This window comes from Nocardia sp. NPDC051756 (assembly GCF_040681495.1).
GTDB lineage: Bacteria > Actinomycetota > Actinomycetes > Mycobacteriales > Mycobacteriaceae > Nocardia.
This window is the reverse complement of sequence record NZ_JBFAYV010000003.1, coordinates 1116769-1138609: the sequence shown is the minus strand read 5'-3', so window position 1 is coordinate 1138609 and position 21841 is coordinate 1116769. Positions and strand designations below refer to the sequence as shown.

Sequence of the window (21841 nt, the reverse complement as noted above, 5' to 3'; positions counted from 1 at the left end):
CGTACGGCCGGAAAAGCGGGAAGTCCGTTCGGGCTTCCCGCTTTTCGCGTACTACCCGGCGGCGCGCCGCTGATTGCGCTCGGCGATCACCTGGTCCAGGTGCTCACCGAGCAGCGCGAGGATCGGCGCCTCGACTTCGCCGTTCAGCCGTTCGTGGGTGAAGTGCGCGTCCTCCATCGGCGCGAAAGCCTCTGCCGCCGAGCGGTATACGCAGTAGGCCTGATGGGTCCGGCCGAGCGCCTGCAAGATCAGCCCGTGCATCACCAGCACCCGGGCCCGCGACAGCGGGCCGATGGCGCGGTTGAGCATCCGGACCGCCGCGTCGGCGATCGGCTCGGCCTGTTCCAGCTGCCCGGCCATCATGTGCACGTGCGCCAGCCGCGCCAGCGCCCAGCCTTCGCGCAATTCCACCCCGCTGAGCCGGGCCAGCCGCAGCGACTCCCGGCACAGCTCGATCGCCTGCGCGTGGTCGCCCTGGAAGCCGCGGCTCACGCCCAGTTCGTGCGTCGCCATCGCCTCCAATGCGGCGTTGCCGATCTTCGCGGCCAGGGTCTTCGCCTCGGTCGCCCGGTCCTGTGATTCGGCGAATTTGCCTGCGTCGGACAGGGTTTTGGCCATGTGCACCAGGCTGGCGCATTCGACCGCCGGATCCTCGACCCGCCGGGCCAGGCGGATCGCGCGTTCGGCGTGCCCGAGCGAGGCGGCGGTTTCGGTGCCCATCCTGGTCGAGGAGGCGAGCAGCTGCGCCGCGAACGCGGTCAGCCGCACGTCCTCGGCCGAGTCCGGGGTGAGCGACAGCGCGATGCGCTGATGGTCCCGGCCCTGGCGCAGCGTGCCGAGCGAGTAGCTGTAGATCGCGCCGAGCGTCACCCGGATCCGGCATTCGACTCGGCGGTCACCGGTCCGCAGGGCCGCGCCGAGCAGCTTGTCCAGCGCCCGGGACAGCTCCTGGCAGTGCGGGCCGCCGTCGATCAATTCCGCGGTGGCCCAGGCGATGTCGGCGGCCGGCGCGAGCGCGGGGCCACCTACCCGCGCGGTCTGTTCGTAGAGCGAGATCAGGTTCGGCCGCTCGACGTCGAGCCAGTACTGCGCGGCGATGGTGTCCCGGAACGACAGTCCTTCGGCCACCGTGGATCCCAGGTGTTCCGGCAATCGCGACCCCGGATTACACACTGTCATCAGGTTTTTCATGGTGGCCAGATAGAAGTCGAGCAGGCGGGCCAGCGCGCCGGACACCGGCTCGTCGGCGTCCGGTCCGAGGTGCAGTTCGCGGGCGAACAGCCGCGGCAGATCGTGATAGGTGTAGCGCCCGGACGCGCTGGTCTCCATCAGGTTCAGATCGACCAGCGACTCGCAGAGTTCCTCGACCAGCATCCGATCCGAGCCGAGGATCGCGGCCGCGCCGTCCAGCGAGATCTCCGCGACCTCCGGCACCGCCAGCATCCGGAACGCCCTGGCCTGCGCGCAATCGAGCTGGTCGTAGCTGAGCCGGAACGCCGCCTCCACGGCGAGGTCGCCGCTGCGCAGGGTGCCCAGCCGCTGCTTCTCGTCCGCCAGCCGCTCGGCCAGGCTGGCGACGCTCCAGTTGGGTCTGGCCGCCAGTCGCGCGCCGATGATCCGGACCGCGAGCGGCAGCCCGCCGCACGCGTCGAGCACGCTGTCCACCGCGGCCGACTCGGTGCCGACCCGGCGCAGCCCGGCGATCCCGGCGAGCAGCGTGCGCGCCTCCCCTCGCTCCAGCACATCGAGTCGCACGCCGAGAATGCCGACTACGCAAGGCAATTCGGGCATGGACGAGCGGCTGGTGATCAACACCGCGGAGCCGGGCGTGCCGGGGATCAGCGGGGTGACCTGGTCGACGTCGCGGGCGTTGTCCAGCACGACGAGCATCCGCTTGCCGTCGAGGAAGCTGCGGAACTGGGCCGAGCGCTCGGCCAGCGTCGGCGCGATCTCGCCCTCCGGAATGCCCAGGGCGCGCAGGAAATCGCCGAGGGTGTCCGCGGCCGGGGTGCCCGAGTGCCCGGCCGGGCCGCGGGCCTGCGCGAAGCCGTGCAGATCGACGTGCAGCTGCCCGTCCGGGAACTGCTCGCGCACCCGATGCCCGACGTGCACCGCGAGCGCGCTCTTGCCGATCCCGCCCATGCCGGCGATCACGCAGACCGGCACCGCGAAACCGTCTGCCCGGGTGAGCCATTCGCTGATCTGCCGGACCGTGTCGGCGCGGCCGGTGAAGTCGACGACGTCGGCGGGCAGCTGGGCGACCCGGCCGACCGTGCGCCGCGGCGGGCGCACACTGACCCCCGCGTTGTCGGTATCGCGTTGCGGCACGCGCAGATCCGCGCGCAGGATGCGCTGGTGCAGTTCGGCAAGCTGCTGACCGGGTTCGATGCCGAGCCGTTCGATCAGCACCTTGCGGGTGTCGGCGTACACCGCGAGCGCCTCGGCCTGCCTGCCCGCGTGGTAGAGCGCGGTCATCAGCAGGCCGCGGATCTGCTCGCGCATCGGGTGCTCGCCGCACAGCGGGGTCAGTTCGGCGATCACCTCTGGGTAGCGGCCCAGGCGTAGGTCCAGCTCGATTCGCTGCTCCAGCAGGGCGATTCGCCGTTCGACCAGCTGGGTGCGCTGGCGCTCGGCGTAGGGGCCGGGCAGCCCGGCCAGCGGCGTGCCGGACCAGAGCCGCAGCGCGGCGTCGAGCCGCTCGCGGACCACCTCGACCGTGTGCTCCGGCTCGGAGCCGATCCGCTCCGGCTGGACATCGAGCAGCATGTCCTCGACCATCTCCACATCGACCACGCCGGGGGCCAGCCGCAGCGCGTAGCCGCCGCCGAACCCGACCAGCACCGTGGCGGCCGCGCCGGTCGGCCGGTCCGGCTCCAGTGCCCGGCGCAGGTGCAGGATGTGGTTGCGCAGCGCGCCGATCGCGCTCGGCGTCGGATGCTCGCCCCAGACACCGTCGATGAGTTCGGGCACCGTCGCCGAACGTCCGCTGCGCAGCAACAGGGCCGCCAGCAAGGCTCGGCGCTGTTTGGAGCCCAGATCGAGCTCCAGTTCATCGCGCCACGCACGCACCTCGCCGAGTACAGCGAACTTCAGCATTCGGTCCTCTCTCTCTGACCGTCGATCGTTCAACGATGAACGTAGACAATCGTCGGACGTCTCGACGACCAGCCCCGCGTGAAGTCACCGATGAGCCACTGCGGATCCGACGTCATTGTTCAGACATCCAAGCAATGGATTCATGAGGTTTTCATGACAACTAACTGATCGGGCGCTGGTATGGGCACGGGAGCGGACATCGGACTCGGCCGGATGTCCGCCCTCGACGGGTCGAGATCGGTGGTAGATGTACAGATCCCGGTCACCGTATGTTTGCACGCGCTCCCGGCGGCGGCCACCGATGTCCGGCGACGCACGCCGCGTGGTGGTGCTAGCACCACCACGCATCCCCTGTAGGCGATACCCCGGATTCGGGTGCGCGCGGCATGGGCGGGACGGCCGCCGATTCCTAGGCTCGAAGCGTCGGGGACGCACCCATGCCTTCCGGCTCGAACAGGAGGAAATCACTGCTCATGAACCCATTTCGGCGTAACTGCGGGAAAGCGGTCCTTTCGGCCGCGCTGGTCGGTGCGGTACTCGCCGTATCCGCTTGTGGCGGTGACACTTCGGACGCCGCGCCGAAGGATTCGGCGCAGCCGGCGCCCGCCGCGGTCGTCACCGCGATGGACGACGTGGTGCGCACCGGAACGCCCGGCGTGCAGGTGGTGATCGACGGCCCCGGCGGCCATCGCACTTTCACTGCGGGCGCAGGCAACCTGGACACCCGTGCGCCGTTCCCGGCGGACGGACGGGTCCGGATCGGCAGCAACACAAAGACATTCGTGGCGACGGTGATCATGCAGCTGGTCGCCGAGGGCAAGGTCGACCTGGATGCGCCGATCGAGCGCTACCTGCCCGGGCTGGTGCAGGGCAACGGCAACGACGGGAACCGGATCTCGGTGCGCCAGCTGTTGCAGCACACCAGCGGCCTGCCGGACTACCTCGGCCACGGCTCCGCCGACGGCGTCGTGCAGGACCATTCCGAGCAGCTGAACCCGGACGACGAGGCGCTGCGCTGGCAGCACTTCGACATGGCCGACCTGGTCCGCCGGGCGATGACCGCGCCGCCGCAGTTCGAACCCGGCGCGAAATCCGTTTACACCAACACCAACTACCTGATCGCCGGCCTGCTGATCGAGCGGGTGACCGGGCATCCGGCCGCCGACGAGATCGGCCGCCGGATCATCGAACCGCTCGGCCTGCGCGACACCTACGTGCCCGCCGCGCGCGAAACGACCATCCGCGGGTCGCATCCGCAGGGCTACCACCTGGTGGGCGGCAAGTCGGTCGACTTCACCGACCTCGACCCGTCCTGGGGCGGCACGGCCGGCGACATGGTCGCCACGCCGACCGACCTGAACCGGTTCTTCACCGCGTTGTTGGCCGGAAAGCTGCTGGCCCCAGCGCAATTGGCCGAGATGCAGCGCACCGTGCCGTTCGACCGGATGCCCGGCGCCGGTTACGGTCTCGCGCTCATCCAGCGCACCACGCCGTGCGGCAAACAGGTGTGGGGCCACGGCGGCAGCATTCCCGGCTTCGAGACGCGCAACGGCGTGACCGCCGACGGCACCGCGGTGACCGTCACAGTGAACCAGCTGCCGACCTCGGAGGAGACCGCCGACGCGGTCACCCGCGTGCTCGACGCCGCGCTCTGCTCTGCCTGACCCCCACCGCGCCGATATCGGTTGCGGCCGAACAACATCGAAGGATCATCAGTGAAACGCACAAGAGCGCTGACGGCCGTCCTGGCCTCGGTCACCAGCCTGGTGGCCGGCGCCGGGCTGATCGGCTGTGCGGGGCCCGCCGCGAAGGCGGAACCGCCTGCGCTGGACCGCTTCTACAGCCAGCGGCTGGACTGGAAAGCGTGCGGAGAACCGACGCTCGACGAGGCGGGTGCGCAGTGCGCCGATGTCACCGTGCCGCTCGATTACGCTGAGCCGCAAGGACCCACCCTCACCGTCGCGATCTCCCGGCTGGCCGCCACCGATCCCGCGCAGAAGCACGGCGTCATGCTGTCCAACCCGGGTGGACCGGGCGGCGCCGGCCTGGACTTCATGGTCACCGTCAGCAAGGCGATGACGCCCGAGGTGCGGGCCCGCTACGACCTGATCGGCATGGACCCGCGCGGCGTCGGCCGCTCCTCCCCCGTGCAGTGCCACTGGCCGCGCGGCATCGGCCTGCAATCGGCCGGGGTCGACGCGGCGAGCTTCGCGGAATCCGTGGCGATGCAAGGCGAACTGGCCGCCCGCTGTGCCACCACGGAGGCGGCCCGGCTGCCCTACATCACCACCCGCAACACCGCGCGGGACATGGACGTCATCCGCGGCATCTTCGGCGAGGAGCGGATCAACTTCTACGGCACCTCGTATGGCACCTACCTCGGTGCGGTGTTCACCCAGATGTTCCCCGAACGCAGCGACCGGATCGTGCTGGACAGCGCGGCTGATCCGGACACCTACGGCACGGTGGGCATGATGCAGGCGATGGGGCCGCCGAACGAGGCCGCGCTCGACCTGTGGGCGGATTGGGTCGCGGCGCGCGACGGCGAATACCACTTCGGCACCGACCGCGCCCAGGTTCGCGGCGCGGTGCGGGATCTGATCCGCCGGGGCGCGGACCGGCCGATCCGGTTGGGCGAGTACGAGATCGACGATCACTGGATTCCGCTGGTGCTGTTCGTCGGGCTGGACTCCCCGAACCAGTACGAGATGCTGGCCGGTCAGATCCGCAAGATCGCCGACGCCGCCGAGGGCAAGCCGGTCGAGGTCGACCCGACCCTGGACGCCACCCTCGGGTACGCGTTGAAGGCCCGGCCGCAAGACAATTCGTCCCAAATGGCGATCCTGTGCGGCGACGTGGCCGCACCGCGCGATCCCGGATTCTATTGGCGCAACATCGAAGCCGCGCGGGCCGCGCAACCGGTTTTCGGCGCGTTCAGCAACAACATCACACCGTGCGCGTTCTGGGCCCCGCCCGCCGAACCCGCGACGGTGGTACGCAATTCGGTGCCTGCCCTGATCGTGCAGTCCACCGGGACACCCGGACCGCCTACGCCGGCGCGGTCGCCATGCATCACGACCTGAGCGCGTCGCGCATGGTCACGCTGCAAGACGTCCCGATCCACTGGATCTTCGGGCGCTACCAGAACTCGTGCACCTATGCGGCGGTGAACACCTACTTCCGCGACGGCACGCTGCCCGCCGCCGACGTCACCTGTCAGGCGGATTGAGCAGAGCCTAAAGGCCTGAACCCCAACGGGTTCAGGCCTTTACGCATTCAGATAGGCGAGCACGGCCAGCACCCTGCGGTGCCCCACATCCTCGGTGGACAGCCCGAGCTTCGCGAAAATACTCCGAATGTGTTTGTGCACAGCGCCTTCGCTGACCACCAGCCGCTCAGCGATGGTCGCGTTGTTGTGCCCCTCCGCCATCAACGCGAGCACCTCGCGTTCGCGCGCGGTCAACGCCGCCAGCGGATCATCGGACTTGCGCCGCACCAGCAGCTGCGAGATCACCTCGGGGTCCATCGCGGTGCCGCCCGCGGCGACCCGGCGCAGCGAATCCAGGAACCGGTCGACCTTGCCGACCCGCTCCTTGAGCAGATAGCCCACCCCGCCCGCGCCGTCGCCCAGCAGTTCGGCGGCGTAGCTGTCCTCCACCCAGGACGACAGCACCAGCACCGGCAGGCCGGGATGAATCTTGCGGGCGCTGACCGCCGCGCGCAGCCCGTCGTCGGTGAATGTCGGCGGCAACCGGATGTCGACCACCACCGCGTCCGGCCGGTCCGCGGTCACCGCGGCGAGGAAATCGTCCGCGTTGTCCACCGCGGCGACCACCTCGATGCCCGCGGTGCTCAGCAAGAGCACGAGACCCTCCCGTAGCAGGGCGTCGTCCTCGGCGATCATGACCCGCACGGCAACTCCACCCGCAACACAGTAGGGCCACCGGGCGGACTGGTCAGCACCATGCTGCCGTCCAGCGCCTCGGCCCGGCGCCGGATGCCGGCCAGGCCGCCGCCGTAGGTCTCCACCGCGCCGCCGACGCCGTCGTCGCGGATCTCGATCCGCAGCACCTCGGGCGGGCCGCCGATGGTCAGCGAAAGACCTTCGGCACCAGAATGTTTGGTCGCGTTGGTGAGCGCCTCGGTGATCACGAAGTAGGCCGCCGCCTCCACCGCCGCGGGCCGCCTGCCGACTTCGCTCGAGTCGAGCACGCACGGGATCGGGCTGCGCGCGGCGATCGCCGAGATGGCGCTCACCAGGCCTCGATCGGAGAGCACCGGTGGGTACACGTTGCGGACCACATCGCGTAGTTCGGCGAGCGCGGCCGTCGCGGTGTCCTGCGCCTTGCGCACCAAGCCCTGCGCCGCCTCGGGATCCTGGTCGCGCAGCTGATCGGCCAGGCCGAGTTGCATGATCACCGCCGCGATCCTGGCCTGCGCGCCGTCGTGCAGGTCGCGCTCGATCCGGCGCAGTTCCGCGCCGTGCGCGTCCAGCGCGGCGGCCCTGGTCGCGGTCAGGGCGGCGACCCGGTCGGCGAGCACGATGCCCTCGGCCGGTCCGAGCAGGGCGCGGGCCAGCAGCGCCTGCCAGCGGGCGACGAGCGGGATCTGCAAGACCAAGAAGCCGATGGGGAACGCGATGAGGAAGCTCAGCGCCGCCCGCGACCAGGAGTCGACCTCGAATCCGTAGCTGGTCAGCTCCCCCGGCGGGACATGCTGCCAAATCGCCGGGGTGGCCAGCTGAACCACGGTGCTGAGCGGCAGCGCGACGGCGAAGGCCGCGACCACGATCCCGGTCAGCATGTGGGTGACCAGCCAGGCGAGGTCGCGGCGATTCGCCGGATCGGTGAACACCGTCGTCACCCGCTCCCGCAACCCACCCGTGAGGGGTTGATAGGCCTCGATGATCGGCGCACCGAGTCGCCTTGCGGCCCTGCGTCGTTCGAACGACACCACCGGGCGGACCACCCGGACCGCCTCGGGCAGCGCCGGGATCCCCACCCCGATCAAGCAGAACGCGCCGACGAGCAGCAGGCCGATCACCGCGAGCATGGCCAGCACCGACGTCGCGCCGCCGACCGCCAGATATCCGATCGCACCTGGCAGGCGCCGCAATCGATCGCGCACCACGCGCAAGGCAACCATCACCTGGTCATGCTGTCAGAACGATCGGCGGGCCCGCCCGCCCGGTCGCCGCCGCGCCCGTGTCCCTCATCGACCCGGGCGCGGCAGGACCGGATTCGGTCACGCCGAGCCGGAACCTTCCGTCGGCCTGCCCGCGGCGCCATCGCGCCGGCCGCTGCCGTTCGGCGGGCTCACCGCCTCGCCGCCGCCGAGCAGCAGCCCGGCCTGGTCCACCACCCGCGCCTCGGCGTCGAGCACCGAGTTCGACTCGTCGGCGGCCGCGTCCTTGGCCGCCTGGATGCCGCTGACCATGCGCAGCGGCACCTCCCGCCAGAACAGCACCAGGATCAGCGCGAGCAACGCGATACCGGTCGCGGACAGGAACACCGTCGACATGGATTCGGCGAAGCCGACCTTGAACGGACGGGCCAGATCCGGGCTCAGCTGCTGGATCACCGAGCTGTCCTTGAGCACCGAACCGGCGGCCGAAGTGTCCTGCGCGAGCATGCCTTTCGCCAACGCGGCGTCGGCGGGGTTGCTGCTCTGCGCGCCCTCGACCACCGCGTGCTGGAACTGCGGATCGGTGGCCGCGCTGCGCATCTCGTCGGAGATGTTCGGGGTCAGCTGGGCGAACAGGATGGACAGGAACACCGCGACCCCGAGCGTGCCGCCGATCTGCCGGAAGAAGGTCGCGGCCGCGGTGGACACGCCCATGTCCTTGGGCGGCAACGCGTTCTGCAACGCCAGGGTGAGCGGCTGCATCAGGTTGCCGAGCCCGAAACCGGTGCACGCCATGAAGATCATCGCGAGCCACAGCGGGGTGTCGGCGGTCAGGAAGTGCAGCAGGAACAGGCCCAGCGTCAGCATGCTCGCGCCGATGATGGTGAAGCTGCGGTAGCGACCGGTCCGCGAGATCAGCTGGCCGGACACGACCGAGCCGGTCATCAGGCCGAGCACCATGGGCAGCATCTGCAGGCCCGCCATGGTCGGGCTGGCCCCGCGCACCACCTGCAGGTACTGCGGCAGCAGCGAGATGCCGCCGAACATGCCCGCGCCGACCACGAACGAGATCACCACGCCGAGCGCGAAGGTCTTGTTCTTGAAGATCCGCAGCGGGATCAGCGCGGCATCACGCAGCGCCTTCTCGACGAACACGAAGCCGATCACACCGAGCACACCGACCACGTAGCAGGCGATGGAACGCCCACTGGCCCAACCCCATTCGCGCCCCTGCTCGGCCACGATGAGCAGCGGGACCAGGCCGACCGCGAGGACGAACACGCCCCACCAGTCCACCCGGTCGGTCGAATGCGGCCGCTTCGGCAGCTTGAGCACCCGGTACACCACCGCGAGCGCGATCAGGCCGATCGGCACGTTCACCAGGAACACCCAGCGCCAGCCGCTGACCCCGAGGATGGTGTCCTGACCGGCCAGCACGCCGCCCAGGACCGGGCCGATCACGCTGGAGGTACCGAACACGGCGAGGAAGTAGCCCTGATACTTGGCCCGTTCCCGCGGCCCGACGATGTCGCCGAGGATGGTCAGCGCCAGCGACATCAGGCCGCCGGCGCCGATGCCCTGCACGGCGCGGAACGCCGCGAGCTGATACATCGACTGGGCCATCGTGCACAGCAGCGAGCCGACGATGAAGATCGCGATGGCCAGCATGAAGAACTGCTTGCGGCCGAACATGTCGGACAACTTGCCGTACAGCGGCGTCGCCAGCGTCGCGGTGATCAGGTAGGCGGTGGTCGCCCACGCCTGCAACGAGTAGCCGTCCAGGTCGTCGGCGATGGTGCGGATCGCGGTGGACACGATCGTCTGGTCCAGCGCTGCGAGCAGCATCCCGAGCATCAAGCCGCTCAGGATCACCAGAATCTGGCGATGGGTGAACGCGGGTGGCGCCTCCACCTTCTCCACTGTTGTCACGTGTCTTTCTCCGTCCCAGTAAAGGTCTGATCCCAATTGCGGCGCATCGCGGCGATCATCTCGGGTCTGGTGCGCTCGAAGTCGTCGACGAACTGCCGGAGCAGTTCGGCGAAATCGGCCCGGGATTGCGGCGCCCATTCGGCCATCACCCGGGACAGGTTCTCGTTGCGCCGCCTGCGGACCTCTTCGGCGACCGTCCGGCCACGTTCCGTCACGACCAGCACCGTGGCCCGGCCGTCCGCCGGGTCGGCCTGCCGCTCGACCAGTTGCTTGCCGACCAGCTGCGCCACCTGACGACTCACCGTCGAGGCGTCCGAGTGCAGCGCACCGGCCAGCGCGCCTGATCGCATCGGACCGTCACAGCACAGCCGTAGCAGCGTGCCGTAGGCCGCGGGATCGAGACCGTCCTTGGTCCACGTGCCGATCTGGGCCGCGGTGCGGTCACGGATCCGCTGCAATCGGGAAAGCTGCATCGCGATCGTGTCGACCGTTTGCTCGTCCAAACCCAAACCTTTGCTTGCATCAATCAATTAGTTGCGCGATGCAAGTATGCGGACGAGACTCCTACTGGGGCAAGTGATATACCGAGCTTTACCTGCCCTTGAACTCCGGCGTCCGCTTCTCGAACACCGCCTTGAGCGCCTCGGCGAGGTCTTCCGACGGCAGGAACGCGGAGTTCCACGCGGACACGTAGCGCAGCCCGGCGGCCACCTCGTCCTTGTTCCGCTGATCCAGCACGTCCTTCACACCCTGCACCACCAGCGGCGGATTGACGGCGATCTCGCGTGCCGTGGCGTGTGCCGCGTCCAGCACCGCCTCCTGATCCTCGAACACGTCGCTGACCAGTCCGATCTTCTCCGCCCGCGCCGCGTCGATGTCCTTGCCGGTGTAGGCGAGTTCGCGCAGCTGGCCCTCGCCGATGATGCCGGGCAGCCGCTGCAACGAGCCGATGTCGGCGACGATGGCCACCCGCGCCTCACGCAGGCTGAACTTCGCGTCCGCGCTCGCGTAGCGGATGTCCACGGCCGCGATCAGGTCCAGCCCGCCGCCGATGCACCAGCCGGAGATCGCCGCGATCACCGGCTTGCGGCAATCCGCCACCGCGGTCACCGCCGCCTGCATCTTGCGCAGCTCCACCAGGAACTCGGTGCGTGGTGCGGCCTGCGCCCGATCCGCCATCAGCGGGCCGAACGTGCCCGCCATGGCCGGCAGATCCAGGCCGTAGGAGAAGTGCTTGCCCGAACCGGTGAGCACGACCGCGCGCACCTCGGGGTCGGCGTCGAGTTCCCGGAAGATCTCCGGCAGCTCCCGCCAGAAATCCGGGCCCATCGCATTGCCCTTGCCGGGACCGGTCAACGTCACCTGCGCGACGTGGTCCTTCGTTTCTACGGTGAACGCCTGCCAATCAGTCATTCTTACAGCGTATCGAGGATCCTGGAGGCCGATACTCCGCATCCCGGAAATAGGGGTAGACCAGGCGAGACCTCCCTGCTCGACCCGTTCGCGGCCCGCGCGACCGAAGACTCTGTAAATCCTGCGCAAATTCGGTGCGGCGCACTAGGTCCCAGCTCGTCCGCCAGCGGATCATGGACAGCGTCAGCAAACCTCATTCATCGATTCGGAGGCGATCATGCTGATGCATCAAGGAATCGGTCTCGACCGGTTCAACGAAATCTCCCGGGCCCGTGCGATTCACGCGCTCTTCGCCTGCTGCGCCAACGTCACCTGGGCCGCCGTGCTCGCCGATGCCCGGCCCTATCCGGATCGGGACGCGCTGCTGGCCACGGCCGATGTCGAGTTGCTCGCGCTGTCCCAGGACGATCTGGATCGGGCGCTCGAAGCGGTTGCGCACGAACAGGTCTCGGGCGGCAGCGTGACCGAGCTGGCGCAGATCACCCGCACCCGCATCGCGCAGATGCTCGGGCCCAGTGCGGGTTACCCGGAATACTGACGCATTCGCCGAGTAGCCCGGCGCACCATCCGCAATCGCTCTACTCTGGTGGCATGCGCAGGTCGACATTGCCACCGATCGCCTGCCGAGTCGCGGACACCCTCATCGCCCGAGGCCATCACGGTGTCATCGTGACCCAGCCGGCACCAACCCCCACCGTCGCGGATGCCGCGCGAACCCTCGGTGTCGAAGTGGGCGCCATCACCAGTTCCGTGGTGTTCCTGCTGGACGAGGACCCGGTGCTGCTGCTGGTCTCCGGCGCGCACGAGGTAGACCTGGAGTCCACCGGAAAGCGCCTCGAAGGCACCCTCACCCACGCCCCCGCGGAGATGATCCGCGAGGTCACCGGCCAACCGCTCGGCGGCGTCGCCCCCGTCGGTCACCCCACCAACCTCCCCACCTGGGTGGATACCGCCCTCTCGAACCATCGCGAGGTCTGGGCCGCGGGCGGGCACCCGAACACGGTCTTCCGCACGTCATTTCACGAGTTGGTCCGGATCACCGCAGGCCTGCCGATCGACGTCGACTGAATCACTGCTTGCCGCACCGAAAATCCGTTGAGCAGCGAAAACTTTCCGGTGAACCGAAAACGTGGCTGGACGCGATGGCCCTGTGACCCGAATCCAAGCGTAGGTTTGGACTGGTGACCGAAGCAGAACGGCCCGCCACGGATTTCCAGATCCCCGATGATCTGAGCGGGATCACCGCCGAGCAATTCCGCGCGTCCATGCGCCACTACCCGGCCGGCGTCACCGTCGTCACGCTGAACTCCCCGAACGGCCCGATCGGCTTCACCGCGACCTCGTTCGCGTCCCTGTCGCTGGCCCCGCCGCTGGTCTCGTTCAACATCGCCCACACCTCATCCAGCCTCACCGCGCTGCTGGACGCCGACTCCGTCGTCATCCACTTCCTCGGCGAACACCAGCACGACCTGGCCCAGCGCTTCGCCCGCACCGCCGCCGATCGCTTCACCGACCGCTCCCTCTGGACCACCCTCGACACCGGCGAGCCGGTCCTGCACGGCACCCCCATCTGGCTCCGCGCCACCATCCACCAACTGATCCCCCTCGGCGACCACACCCTCGTCGTAGGCCTGGTCACCCGAGTCCACGACAACACCAACGAAACCCCCGCCGCCGCCCCCCTCCTCTACTACAACGGCCGCTACCACCGCCCCACCAAACTCGGCGACTGAACGCTGACGGCTACGCGACTCGCGGACGCACCTGGACAACCAGATCGGCGTCGAGCGCATGCGCAAGTCGTTCGAGCACAGGAAGACTCGGCACCGTGCCACCGGCTTCGAACCTGGCCACCGAGGATTGCGTCATGCCGGCTGCGTCGGCCAGGTTGGTCTGACTCCACCCGCGCTCCTCGCGCATCTGTCGAATCGTCCGACCGAGTTCGTATGCCAGGCGCGTAGCCTCGTAGGCTTCCGCAGCTCCCGGCTCCTTCATTCGGCGGTTTTTGATCTCCGCCCAGTCGCCGCGCTCAGCCATAGTTCTCATCCTCCTCGGCGGTGTGCAGCTCCGCCATGCAGCGGTTGAGCGCCCGCCGCGCTCTCTCGATCTGTGCCCGCTCCCGCATTCGCGTCTTGGCGAACACTGTAAGCAGAACTATTCGACGACCAGGCGCAATCCAATACGTCAACCGAAACGCGGAACCGTCGAGGTAGAACCGCAATTCCCGCAGCTTGCCGTCCAGCTGGCGGGTATACGGCTCACCTAGCAGCGGCCCATTGTCGGCTAGCAGCTCGACGTAGAACGCTGTGTTGGCGAACATGCCTGGCGGAAGACCTTCCAGCCAGTCACGCACCTCGGGTTCTAGTTCGACAATACCCCATCCCATAGCGTTGATGCTATATAGCAAGAAGGTATTGCTGTAGGTGTTTTGGGCGGAGTGCAGGCAGAACTAGCCGATGAGGCAGGGGGCGGCGCCGGTGGGGGCTTCGGAGGTGAAGGGGCGGGTTTCGGGGGTGGGGTTCCAAAGGCCTTGGGTGGTGGCGTAGTTCCAGGTCGGGCCGGTGTGGACGAGGGTGGCCACGGCTTGGATCAGGCGGTCTACGTCGGCGGGGGTGGTGCCGAGGCCGATGCTGGCGCGCAGGGCGCCGTCGAGGTCCAGGCGGGCGATCAGCGGGTGGGCGCAGAAGCGGCCGTCGCGGACGCCGATGCCATGTTCGGCGGAGAGGTAGGCGGCGACGTGGCCGGGGACGAATCCGTCCAGGGTGAAGGCGACGATGCCGACGGTGTCGGGGGCGTCGGTCCAGATGCGCAGCAGGTTGACGCCGGGGATGGCGGCGAGGCCGTCGCGGAGTCGGTCGGCGAGCCGATGTTCGGTGGCGGCGAGGGTTTCCGCATCGATCGCACAGAGCGCGTCACAGGCGGCGGCGAGCGCGGCGGCGCCGAGCACGTTGGGCGAACCGCCCTCGTGCCGCTGCGGCGCGGGCGCCCACTCGGCGCCGGTGGTGGTGACCTCGCGGACCGCGCCGCCGCCGGCCAGGTAGGGCTCCGCACGGTCGAGCCAGTCACGCCTTCCGACCAGCACGCCCGCGCCGAACGGCGCGTACAGCTTGTGCCCGGAGAACGCGAGGTAGTCGATGCCGCTGTCGCGCAGGCTGATTCGCCGATGCGGCGCGAGCTGGGCCGCGTCCACCAGGATGCGGGCGCCGCACTGGTGGGCGATGGTAGCCAGGCGTTCGAGCGGCAGCACCTCGCCGGTGACGTTGGACGCGCCGGTCACCGCGAGCAGCGCGGCGGGCTTGCTGCACAGCTCGGCGACCAGCCGCCCGATGGTCTCCTCGACGGTGGTGGCGGCCTGCACGACGCGGCGGCCGTGCCTGGTCCAGGGCAGGAAGTTGGCGTGATGCTCGATGTCGAGCACCACGGTGTCGCCGGGCACGCAGGCGGCGAGCAGGTTCAGCGAGTCGGTGGTGTTGCGGGTGAACACGACGACCTGGTCGTCGGCCGCGTCGAGGAAGCGGGTGACCGAACCGCGGGCGGCCTCGTAGCACTCGGTGGAGATCCGCGAGGCGTAGCCGGCGCCGCGGTGCACGCTCGCGTAGAACGGCAGCAGCTGCTGAATCCGGTCGGTGACCTGGGCCAAGGCCGGCGCGCTCGCGGCGTAGTCGAAGTTGGCGTAGGTGGTCGTCCCACCCTGGACCAGCGGCACCTGGAGGTCGTCACCGGAAACCCGGGCGAGGGGGGCACAGTCCTGGGTCACAACAGCAGTCATCACGAAATCCCGTCGGCTCTGGGACCCGCAATCAGGAGATTCGTCGAGTCCGCGCTTGCCACACCCGGTCGGGCGTCGGCCTGGTCGTCACCCGGAGCACCCCACCGCGGAGGAGGGTTGCCGACCAGCAAGCCGGGGCTGAACGCTGGTACTCATGACCTGATCCGAGATTGGCAGACAGCCCCCCGCGCTGTCAACCATGATCTTGTCGCGTGTGTCGGCAGGCGATAAAGCGTTGCCAATCCGGCCGTTCTGGGTTCACATCGTGGGGTGTCACTTTCGCTGCTGATCAGCTTCATCGGCCTGTGCGTCCTGCTGGCGCTCACGCCGGGGCCGGATTCGTTCCTCGTGCTGCGGTTCTCGCTGGTCGACGCGCGACCGGGGATCGCCGCCGCGATCGGGTCGGCGCTGGGCGGGATCCTGTGGGCGGTGGTGGTCGCCGCGGGTGTCGCCGCACTGCTGGAGCAGTCCGCGACGGCGTACCGCACGCTCAAGCTGATCGGCGGAATCTACTTGGTGTACTTGGGTATTCGCGCGCTGCTCGATCAGCGGCGGCAACGCCGGGCGGCCCGGGAATCCGGCGCTGCCGAGGACCTGACGCCCGCCGCCCGCGGCACCCGCACCTCGGTTCGCTCGGCGTTCACCGCGGGCGTCGTCTCGTGCATGTTCAACCCGAAGGTCGGCCTGTTCTACCTCGCCGTGCTGCCCCAGTTCCTGACCGAGGTCACCTTCGCCAACACACTCGCGCTCGGCGCCGTCGAATCGTCGATCGCCGCGGTAGCGATGGTGCTCCTGGCCCTGGCGGCCTCCCGCGCGGTCGCGCTGCTGCGCCGCCCGAAGCTCCGGGATCGGCTCGAACAGGTCAGCGCCGCCATCCTGGCCACCATCGGCCTCGGCACCGCCGCCTCCGCGGCCTGACCCGATCCGCCCCGAAACGCCCTGAGCTGCAAGATCACCAAGCTCATGTGGGGAATCACACCGGCCTGGACGGGTCGGCGCAGCGACCGCCTGGCGAACCCCACGCGCGACCCGTCCACCAGGCATTGCTTCGGCGTGCCCGACAGAAATCGCCACGACCTGCAACAACCCGGCCTGCCGTCGAGCAGTAGGCAACCGCGCCGGTGAACAACAAACGTCGACAACCCCGAGTACCGTGGACAACTGGTCACCACAGTGTTTGCCAACTGGTAACCCAGCTATGACACAAACAACATCAGGGAAGTGCGAGGCAGGTCGAATGGGAGGTGGGCAGGGCGTCATGCTCCAACCACAGGTTGATGCGACGATTGATCCCCTGCTCCGGACCGCGCACACGCCGCCGGCCCGGACCCTCGTCGACATCCTGACCGCGACCGCGCTGACCCATCCCGATGCCCCCGCCATCGACGACGGCCAGGTGGTGCTCAGCTACCTCGAACTCGTCGTCGAGATCGAGAAGACCATGGCCAGGCTCGCCAACGCGGGCGTGCGGCCGGGCGATCGGGTCGGCGTGCGGATGCCGTCCGGCTCCCGGGAGCTCTATCTGACCATCCTCGCCGTCCTGTACGCGGGCGCGGCGTATGTGCCGGTCGACGCCGACGACCCGGACGAACGCGCCCAGTTGGTCTTCGGCGAAGCGCAGGTCACCGCGATCGTCACCGGCGCGGGCATCGAGACCACCCCGGCGGGCATCCGGGCCACCGCGGACAACCCGGCCGACGCGAGCAAGAGCACCCTGCCGACCCCCGCCGACGACGCCTGGATCATCTTCACCTCCGGCTCCACCGGAACGCCGAAAGGTGTTGCGGTGACTCATCGCAACGCCGCCGCGTTCGTGGACGCCGAGGCAAATCTCTTCCTGCCGGACGCCCCGATCGGCCCCGGCGACCGGGTGCTGGCCGGACTCTCGGTCGCCTTCGACGCCTCCTGCGAGGAGATGTGGCTGGCCTGGCGCAACGGCGCCTGCCTGGTCCCCGCGCCGCGCGACCTGGTGCGCACCGGCGCCGACCTCGGCCCGTGGCTGGTCCGCCGGGAGATCAGCATCGTCTCCACCGTGCCGACGCTGGCCGCGACCTGGCCCGCCGAGGCGCTGGACGCGGTCCGGCTGTTGATCTTCGGCGGCGAGGCGGTGCCGCCGGAACTCGCGGAACGCCTTGCCGGGAACGGGGATACCGATCGCGAGGTCTGGAATACCTACGGCCCCACCGAGGCAACGGTGGTCGCCTGCGCCGCGCTGCTCGATGGCTCGTGGCCGATCCGGATCGGCCTGCCGCTCGACGGCTGGGATCTCGTGGTGATCGACGCGGCCGGAAGCCCGGTGGCCGAGGGCGAATCCGGCGAACTGGTGATCGGCGGCGTCGGCCTGGCCCGCTACCTCGATCCGGCGAAGGACGCGGAGAAGTACGCGCCGCTGCCTTCGGTCGGCTGGGATCGCGCCTATCGCAGCGGCGATCTGGTCCGCAACGACAGCGCGGGCCTGGTCTTCCTCGGCCGCGCCGACGACCAGATCAAGCTCGGCGGCCGGCGAATCGAGCTCGGCGAGATCGACAACGCGCTGCAACACCTGCCCGGGGTCGCCGGCGCGGCCGCCGCGATCCGAACAACCAAGGCGGGCAACAAGATCCTGGTCGGCTACCTCACCGGACCCGGCCCCGATTTCGACACCAAGGCGGCCAGAGCCCAACTCGCCGAACAGCTTCCGGCCCCGCTGGTCCCCCGGCTCGCGATCGTCGACGAACTGCCCACCCGCACCTCGGGCAAGGTCGACCGCAACGCCCTGCCCTGGCCGCTGCCGAACAGCACCGAGGACGACAACGACAACGATTTGACCGGCACCGCGCAATGGGTTGCGCAGCTGTGGGATTCGGTGCTGGGCGGCGAGGTCACCGACCTCGACGCCGACTTCTTCGACCTGGGCGGCGGTTCGCTCGCGGCGGCCCAGATGGTCACCGCGCTGCGTGCGCGTTATCCGCAGATCACCGTCGCCGACCTCTACGACCATCCCCGGCTCGGCGCGCTGGTGGAACTGCTGGAGCAGAGCACCCCGGCCGTCGCCGTCGAGGAACGCGTCGTGCGACCGACGCCGCGGCGCGCGCAGTGGACGCAGGTGCTCGCCACCATCCCGCTCACCACGCTCACCGGCCTGCAATGGCTCACCTGGCTGGCCATCGTCGGCAATGTCGCGGGCTGGTCCGGCTCGCTGCCGTGGCTGCCGCACCTGTCCTGGTGGTGGACCCTCGCCGCGTTCCTGCTCTTCATCTCCCCGCCCGGCCGGATGGCGATCTGCGTGGCCGGCGCTCGGCTGCTGCTGCGCGGGGTCGAACCCGGCCGGTATCCGCGCGGGGGGTCGGTGCACCTGCGGCTGTGGGCCGCGGTGCGCCTGTCCGAGGCCAGCGGCGCCGAAAACCTCTCCGGCGCACCGTGGATGGTGCCCTTCGCCCGGGCGCTCGGCGCGAAGATCGGCAAGGGTGTCGACCTGCACACCCTGCCGCCGGTGACCGGCATGCTCGAACTGGGCGACGGGTGCAGCGTGGAACCCGAGGTGGACCTGTCCGGTTACTGGATCGACGGCGACGTCGTGCACATCGGACCGGTCACCGTCGGACCTGGCGCGGTGGTCGGCTCCCGATCGATCCTGTTGCCCGGCACCAGGATCGGCAAGAACGCCGAGGTCGCCCCCGGCTCCGCGGTCTCCGGCAAGGTCAAGGCCGAGCAGGAGTGGGCGGGCTCGCCCGCCGCGAAAATCGGTAAGGCACAACACCGCTGGCCCGGGCATACGCCCGATCGGGCGGCGCACTGGGTGGCGATCTTCGGCGTCACCTCGATGGCGCTGGCCGCGGTGCCCATCCTCGGGCTCGGCGCGGGTGGGCTGTTCATCGCCTGGTTCATCCGCGATACCCGCACGCTCGCGGGCGGTTTGGGCCGCGCCTTCGCGATCCTGCCGGTCGCGACGCTGCTCAGCCTCGCGGTCTACGCGGCGATCACCATCATCCTGGTGCGGCTGCTCAGCTTCCGCTTGCGCGAGGGTTATCACCCCGTGCGCAGCCGGACGGGCTGGCAGGTCTGGTCCACCGAACGCCTGCTGGATTCCGCGCGCACCTTCCTGTTCCCGCTGTACGCGAGCCTGCTGACGCCGATCTGGCTGCGCCTGCTCGGCGCGAAGATCGGCCAGGGCGTCGAGGCGTCGACCGTGCTGCTGCTGCCCAAGTTCACCACCGTCGCCGACGGCGCGTTCCTGGCCGACGACACCATGATCGCCAGCTACGAGCTCGGCGGCGGCTGGCTGCGCATCGGCGAGGCGAAGGTCGGCAAGCGCGCGTTCCTCGGCAACTCGGGCATGACCGCGCCCGGTCGCCGGGTGCCGAAAAACGGTCTGGTGGCGGTTCTTTCGGCCGCGCCATCCAAGTCCAAGGCCGGCTCGTCCTGGCTGGGCAGCCCGCCGGTCCGGCTGCGCCGCGCACCGGAAAGCTCGGACACCGCGCGCACTTTCGATCCGCCGCCGAAGCTGCGGATCGCCCGCGCCGTCGTCGAGACCTGCCGCCTGTTCCCGGTGCTGGTCACCTTCGCCATCGGGCTCGGTGTGCTGTTCACCCTCGCCTGGCTCGCGCAGAGCCTCGGTCACCTGCCCGCCGCGCTGCTCAGCGGTGTGGTGCTGCTGGCCGCCGGCGCGATCGCGGGCGCCAGCTCGGTGGCGGCGAAGTGGTTGCTGGTCGGCCGGATCGGGGCCGAGGAACATCCGCTGTGGAGTTCGTTCGTCTGGCGCAACGAGGTCTCCGACACCTTCGTGGAAACCGTTGCCGCGCCGTGGTTCGCGCGCGCCGCGACGGGTACCCCGGTGCTGAACCTGTGGCTTCGCGGACTCGGTGCCAAGATCGGCCGCGGGGTATGGTGCGAATCTTATTGGCTACCGGAGGCGGACCTGGTGACACTCGGTGACGGCGCGACCGTGGAACGCGGCTGCGTCGTGCAGACCCATCTCTTCCACGACCGCATCATGTCCATGGACACGGTCACCCTCGGTGCCGGCGCCACCCTCGGCCCGCACTGCGTCGCGCTGCCCGCCTCGACCATCGGCGAGGGCGCGACCATCGGCCCCGCCTCGCTGGTGATGCGCGGCGACACCGTTCCCCCGTCCACTCGCTGGTGGGGCAACCCGATCGCGCCTTGGTTCGGAGGCGACCCGGGAGCGGCCCGCTGATGCCGGGGAAGTTCTACGAAGCGCCGATCGACGAATACCTGCCGCAGAACGGAAATCGGGGCTACCGGGTATCGCGGTACGAGCTCGACCTCACCTACAAGGTCACGGGCAACCGGCTGGCCGGCCGCGCCGAGATCACCGCGGTGACCACCGCCGTGCAGCCGCGCTTCGCGCTGGATCTGTCCCAGGCGCTCACCGTGACCAAGGTGTTCGTCAACGGCGCCAAGGCCGCGAAATACACCCATCAGCGCGGCAAATTGGTGATCACCCCGCAGCAGCGGATCCCGGCGGGCGGCGTGCTCTCGCTGGTCGTGCAGTACGGCGGCATCCCGCGCCCGGTGCGCGGGCCGTGGGGCGCGGTCGGCTGGGAAGAACTCACCGAGGGCGCGCTGGTGGCCAGCCAGCCGAACGGCGCGGCGTCCTGGTTCCCGTGCGACGACCATCCGAGTTCCAAAGCCAGCTACCGGATTTCGATCACCACCGACAGTCCGTACTACGCGCTGGCCAACGGCACGCTGCTGCGCAAGCAGGTCAAGGCCAGCCAGACCACCTGGGTGTACGAGCAGGCCGAGCCGATGGCGACCTATCTGGCGACCATCCAGATCGGGCCGTATCAGAAGCACCGCATCGTCGCCCCGGCCAACTCGGTGCCCATGCACGCCGTGGCGCCGGTCCGGTTGCGCGCCAACTTCGAACACGACTTCGCCCGGCAGCCGCAGATGATGGAGGTCTTCAGCGAGCGGTTCGGTCCGTATCCGTTCGAGGGCTACACCGTGGTCGTCACCGACGACGAGCTGGAGATCCCGATCGAGGCGCAGGGCATCTCCATCTTCGGCGCCAACCACTGCGACGGCAGGCGCGGTGCCGAGCGGCTGGTCGCGCACGAGCTGGCGCATCAGTGGTTCGGCAACAGCCTGACCATCCGGCAGTGGCGCGACATCTGGCTACACGAGGGCTTCGCCTGTTACGCCGAATGGATCTGGTCCGAGGAAGCGGGCGGGCCGACGGCCGATCAGCTGGCCCGCGCGGCCAGGCACAATCTGTCCAGGCAGCCGCAGGACATCGCGGTCGGCGACCCGGGTCCGCAGCACATGTTCGACGATCGGGTGTACAAGCGCGGTGCGCTCACGCTGCACGCGTTGCGCCTGGAACTGGGCGATCTGGGTTTCTACGATCTGTTGCGGGAGTGGACGATTCGCTACCGGCACGGGTCGGTGAGCACCGAGGAGTTCACCGATCTGGCCGGGCATTACAGCCGGATTCCGTTGCGGCCGCTGTGGGACAGCTGGCTGGTCGGCAAGCCGTTGCCGCAGCTTCCGCCGTCCGCGGTGTAG

At 69.3% G+C, this 21841-nt stretch carries 18 protein-coding genes and 1 riboswitch; of the genes, 9 read left to right on the top strand and 9 right to left on the bottom strand.

The window, feature by feature from the left end:
- Positions 1-51: 51 nt before the first annotated feature.
- The gene (locus AB0M22_RS16795) at positions 52-3096 is read right to left on the bottom strand and encodes a BTAD domain-containing putative transcriptional regulator (protein ID WP_364726762.1); all 3045 of its coding nucleotides are present in this window, start codon (positions 3094-3096) and stop codon (positions 52-54) included.
- Positions 3097-3569: 473 nt separating this feature from the next.
- Between AB0M22_RS16795 and AB0M22_RS16790 the strand changes: the two genes are divergently transcribed.
- The 3 genes from AB0M22_RS16790 to AB0M22_RS16780 are packed head-to-tail and all read left to right on the top strand — an operon-like array spanning position 3570 to position 6325.
- Positions 3570-4760: a serine hydrolase domain-containing protein gene (locus AB0M22_RS16790; RefSeq protein WP_364726759.1), complete on the top strand. Its 1191-nt coding sequence runs from the start codon at positions 3570-3572 to the stop codon at positions 4758-4760.
- A gap of 51 nt (positions 4761-4811) precedes the next feature.
- Complete coding sequence (locus AB0M22_RS16785) at positions 4812-6179, top strand: alpha/beta fold hydrolase (RefSeq protein WP_364726756.1); 1368 nt, start codon at positions 4812-4814, stop codon at positions 6177-6179.
- Positions 6164-6325, top strand: a complete 162-nt coding sequence (locus AB0M22_RS16780) for an alpha/beta hydrolase (protein WP_364726753.1) — start codon at positions 6164-6166, stop codon at positions 6323-6325. The genes AB0M22_RS16785 and AB0M22_RS16780 overlap by 16 nt, the downstream gene beginning before the upstream one ends.
- 39 nt (positions 6326-6364) lie before the next feature.
- On the opposite strand, the gene AB0M22_RS16775 is transcribed toward AB0M22_RS16780, so the two are convergent.
- From AB0M22_RS16775 to AB0M22_RS16755, 5 genes are all read right to left on the bottom strand, one after another.
- Positions 6365-7009, bottom strand: a complete 645-nt coding sequence (locus AB0M22_RS16775) for a response regulator transcription factor (protein WP_364726751.1) — start codon at positions 7007-7009, stop codon at positions 6365-6367.
- The gene (locus AB0M22_RS16770) at positions 6997-8241 is read right to left on the bottom strand and encodes a sensor domain-containing protein (protein ID WP_364727002.1); all 1245 of its coding nucleotides are present in this window, start codon (positions 8239-8241) and stop codon (positions 6997-6999) included. Before AB0M22_RS16770 ends, AB0M22_RS16775 begins: the two co-directional genes overlap by 13 nt.
- A gap of 99 nt (positions 8242-8340) precedes the next feature.
- The gene (locus tag AB0M22_RS16765; protein WP_364726748.1) at positions 8341-10149 is read right to left on the bottom strand and encodes an MDR family MFS transporter; all 1809 of its coding nucleotides are present in this window, start codon (positions 10147-10149) and stop codon (positions 8341-8343) included.
- Positions 10146-10652 carry a MarR family transcriptional regulator gene (locus tag AB0M22_RS16760; protein WP_364726745.1) on the bottom strand — a complete coding sequence of 169 codons (507 nt, stop codon included), beginning with the start codon at positions 10650-10652 and terminating at the stop codon, positions 10146-10148. The genes AB0M22_RS16765 and AB0M22_RS16760 overlap by 4 nt, the downstream gene beginning before the upstream one ends.
- An 88-nt stretch (positions 10653-10740) precedes the next feature.
- Entirely contained in the window at positions 10741-11562 is an 822-nt protein-coding gene (locus AB0M22_RS16755; protein WP_364726742.1) for a crotonase/enoyl-CoA hydratase family protein, read from the bottom strand.
- 217 nt (positions 11563-11779) lie between these two features.
- Here AB0M22_RS16755 and AB0M22_RS16750 point away from each other — a divergent pair, with 217 nt between their 5' ends.
- The 3 genes from AB0M22_RS16750 (at position 11780) to AB0M22_RS16740 (ending at position 13295) form a co-directional block, all read left to right on the top strand.
- Complete coding sequence (locus AB0M22_RS16750) at positions 11780-12100, top strand: 2-oxo-4-hydroxy-4-carboxy-5-ureidoimidazoline decarboxylase (protein ID WP_364726739.1); 321 nt, start codon at positions 11780-11782, stop codon at positions 12098-12100.
- Between the two features lie 53 nt (positions 12101-12153).
- Positions 12154-12630, top strand: coding sequence for a YbaK/EbsC family protein (locus AB0M22_RS16745; protein WP_364726737.1), 477 nt, complete (start codon positions 12154-12156; stop codon positions 12628-12630).
- Positions 12631-12743: 113 nt separating this feature from the next.
- On the top strand, positions 12744-13295 hold the full coding sequence (locus AB0M22_RS16740) for a flavin reductase family protein (RefSeq protein ID WP_364726734.1): 552 nt from the start codon (positions 12744-12746) through the stop codon (positions 13293-13295).
- A gap of 10 nt (positions 13296-13305) precedes the next feature.
- On the opposite strand, the gene AB0M22_RS16735 is transcribed toward AB0M22_RS16740, so the two are convergent.
- The 3 genes from AB0M22_RS16735 to AB0M22_RS16725 form a co-directional block, all read right to left on the bottom strand.
- Positions 13306-13599, bottom strand: coding sequence for a helix-turn-helix transcriptional regulator (locus AB0M22_RS16735; RefSeq protein ID WP_364726731.1), 294 nt, complete (start codon positions 13597-13599; stop codon positions 13306-13308).
- The gene (locus AB0M22_RS16730) at positions 13592-13948 is read right to left on the bottom strand and encodes a type II toxin-antitoxin system RelE/ParE family toxin (RefSeq protein WP_364726728.1); all 357 of its coding nucleotides are present in this window, start codon (positions 13946-13948) and stop codon (positions 13592-13594) included. The genes AB0M22_RS16735 and AB0M22_RS16730 overlap by 8 nt, the downstream gene beginning before the upstream one ends.
- Before the next feature lie 63 nt (positions 13949-14011).
- The gene (locus tag AB0M22_RS16725) at positions 14012-15331 is read right to left on the bottom strand and encodes an aminotransferase class V-fold PLP-dependent enzyme (RefSeq protein ID WP_364726725.1); all 1320 of its coding nucleotides are present in this window, start codon (positions 15329-15331) and stop codon (positions 14012-14014) included.
- Between the two features lie 46 nt (positions 15332-15377).
- Positions 15378-15491: riboswitch (SAM riboswitch) on the bottom strand.
- Between the two features lie 110 nt (positions 15492-15601).
- On the opposite strand from AB0M22_RS16725, the gene AB0M22_RS16720 reads away from it, so the two are divergent.
- The 3 genes from AB0M22_RS16720 to AB0M22_RS16710 all read left to right on the top strand — a co-directional run bounded on the left by AB0M22_RS16720 (position 15602) and on the right by AB0M22_RS16710 (position 21841).
- Positions 15602-16249 carry a LysE family translocator gene (locus AB0M22_RS16720; protein ID WP_364726722.1) on the top strand — a complete coding sequence of 216 codons (648 nt, stop codon included), beginning with the start codon at positions 15602-15604 and terminating at the stop codon, positions 16247-16249.
- A gap of 340 nt (positions 16250-16589) precedes the next feature.
- Positions 16590-20507, top strand: a complete 3918-nt coding sequence (locus AB0M22_RS16715; RefSeq protein WP_364726719.1) for a Pls/PosA family non-ribosomal peptide synthetase — start codon at positions 16590-16592, stop codon at positions 20505-20507.
- Positions 20507-21841, top strand: a complete 1335-nt coding sequence (locus AB0M22_RS16710) for a M1 family metallopeptidase (protein WP_364726716.1) — start codon at positions 20507-20509, stop codon at positions 21839-21841. Before AB0M22_RS16715 ends, AB0M22_RS16710 begins: the two co-directional genes overlap by 1 nt.

Coding starts and splice junctions, on each gene's coding strand:
- AB0M22_RS16795 (WP_364726762.1), bottom strand. CDS start 3,096: ATGCTGAAGTTCGCTGTACTCGGCGAGGTGCGTGCGTGGCGCGATGAA.
- AB0M22_RS16790 (WP_364726759.1), top strand. CDS start 3,570: ATGAACCCATTTCGGCGTAACTGCGGGAAAGCGGTCCTTTCGGCCGCG.
- AB0M22_RS16780 (WP_364726753.1), top strand. CDS start 6,164: ATGCATCACGACCTGAGCGCGTCGCGCATGGTCACGCTGCAAGACGTC.
- AB0M22_RS16770 (WP_364727002.1), bottom strand. CDS start 8,241: ATGGTTGCCTTGCGCGTGGTGCGCGATCGATTGCGGCGCCTGCCAGGT.
- AB0M22_RS16755 (WP_364726742.1), bottom strand. CDS start 11,562: ATGACTGATTGGCAGGCGTTCACCGTAGAAACGAAGGACCACGTCGCG.
- AB0M22_RS16750 (WP_364726739.1), top strand. CDS start 11,780: ATGCTGATGCATCAAGGAATCGGTCTCGACCGGTTCAACGAAATCTCC.
- AB0M22_RS16745 (WP_364726737.1), top strand. CDS start 12,154: ATGCGCAGGTCGACATTGCCACCGATCGCCTGCCGAGTCGCGGACACC.
- AB0M22_RS16735 (WP_364726731.1), bottom strand. CDS start 13,599: ATGGCTGAGCGCGGCGACTGGGCGGAGATCAAAAACCGCCGAATGAAG.
- AB0M22_RS16730 (WP_364726728.1), bottom strand. CDS start 13,948: ATGGGATGGGGTATTGTCGAACTAGAACCCGAGGTGCGTGACTGGCTG.
- AB0M22_RS16725 (WP_364726725.1), bottom strand. CDS start 15,331: ATGACTGCTGTTGTGACCCAGGACTGTGCCCCCCTCGCCCGGGTTTCC.
- AB0M22_RS16715 (WP_364726719.1), top strand. CDS start 16,590: ATGCTCCAACCACAGGTTGATGCGACGATTGATCCCCTGCTCCGGACC.
- AB0M22_RS16710 (WP_364726716.1), top strand. CDS start 20,507: ATGCCGGGGAAGTTCTACGAAGCGCCGATCGACGAATACCTGCCGCAG.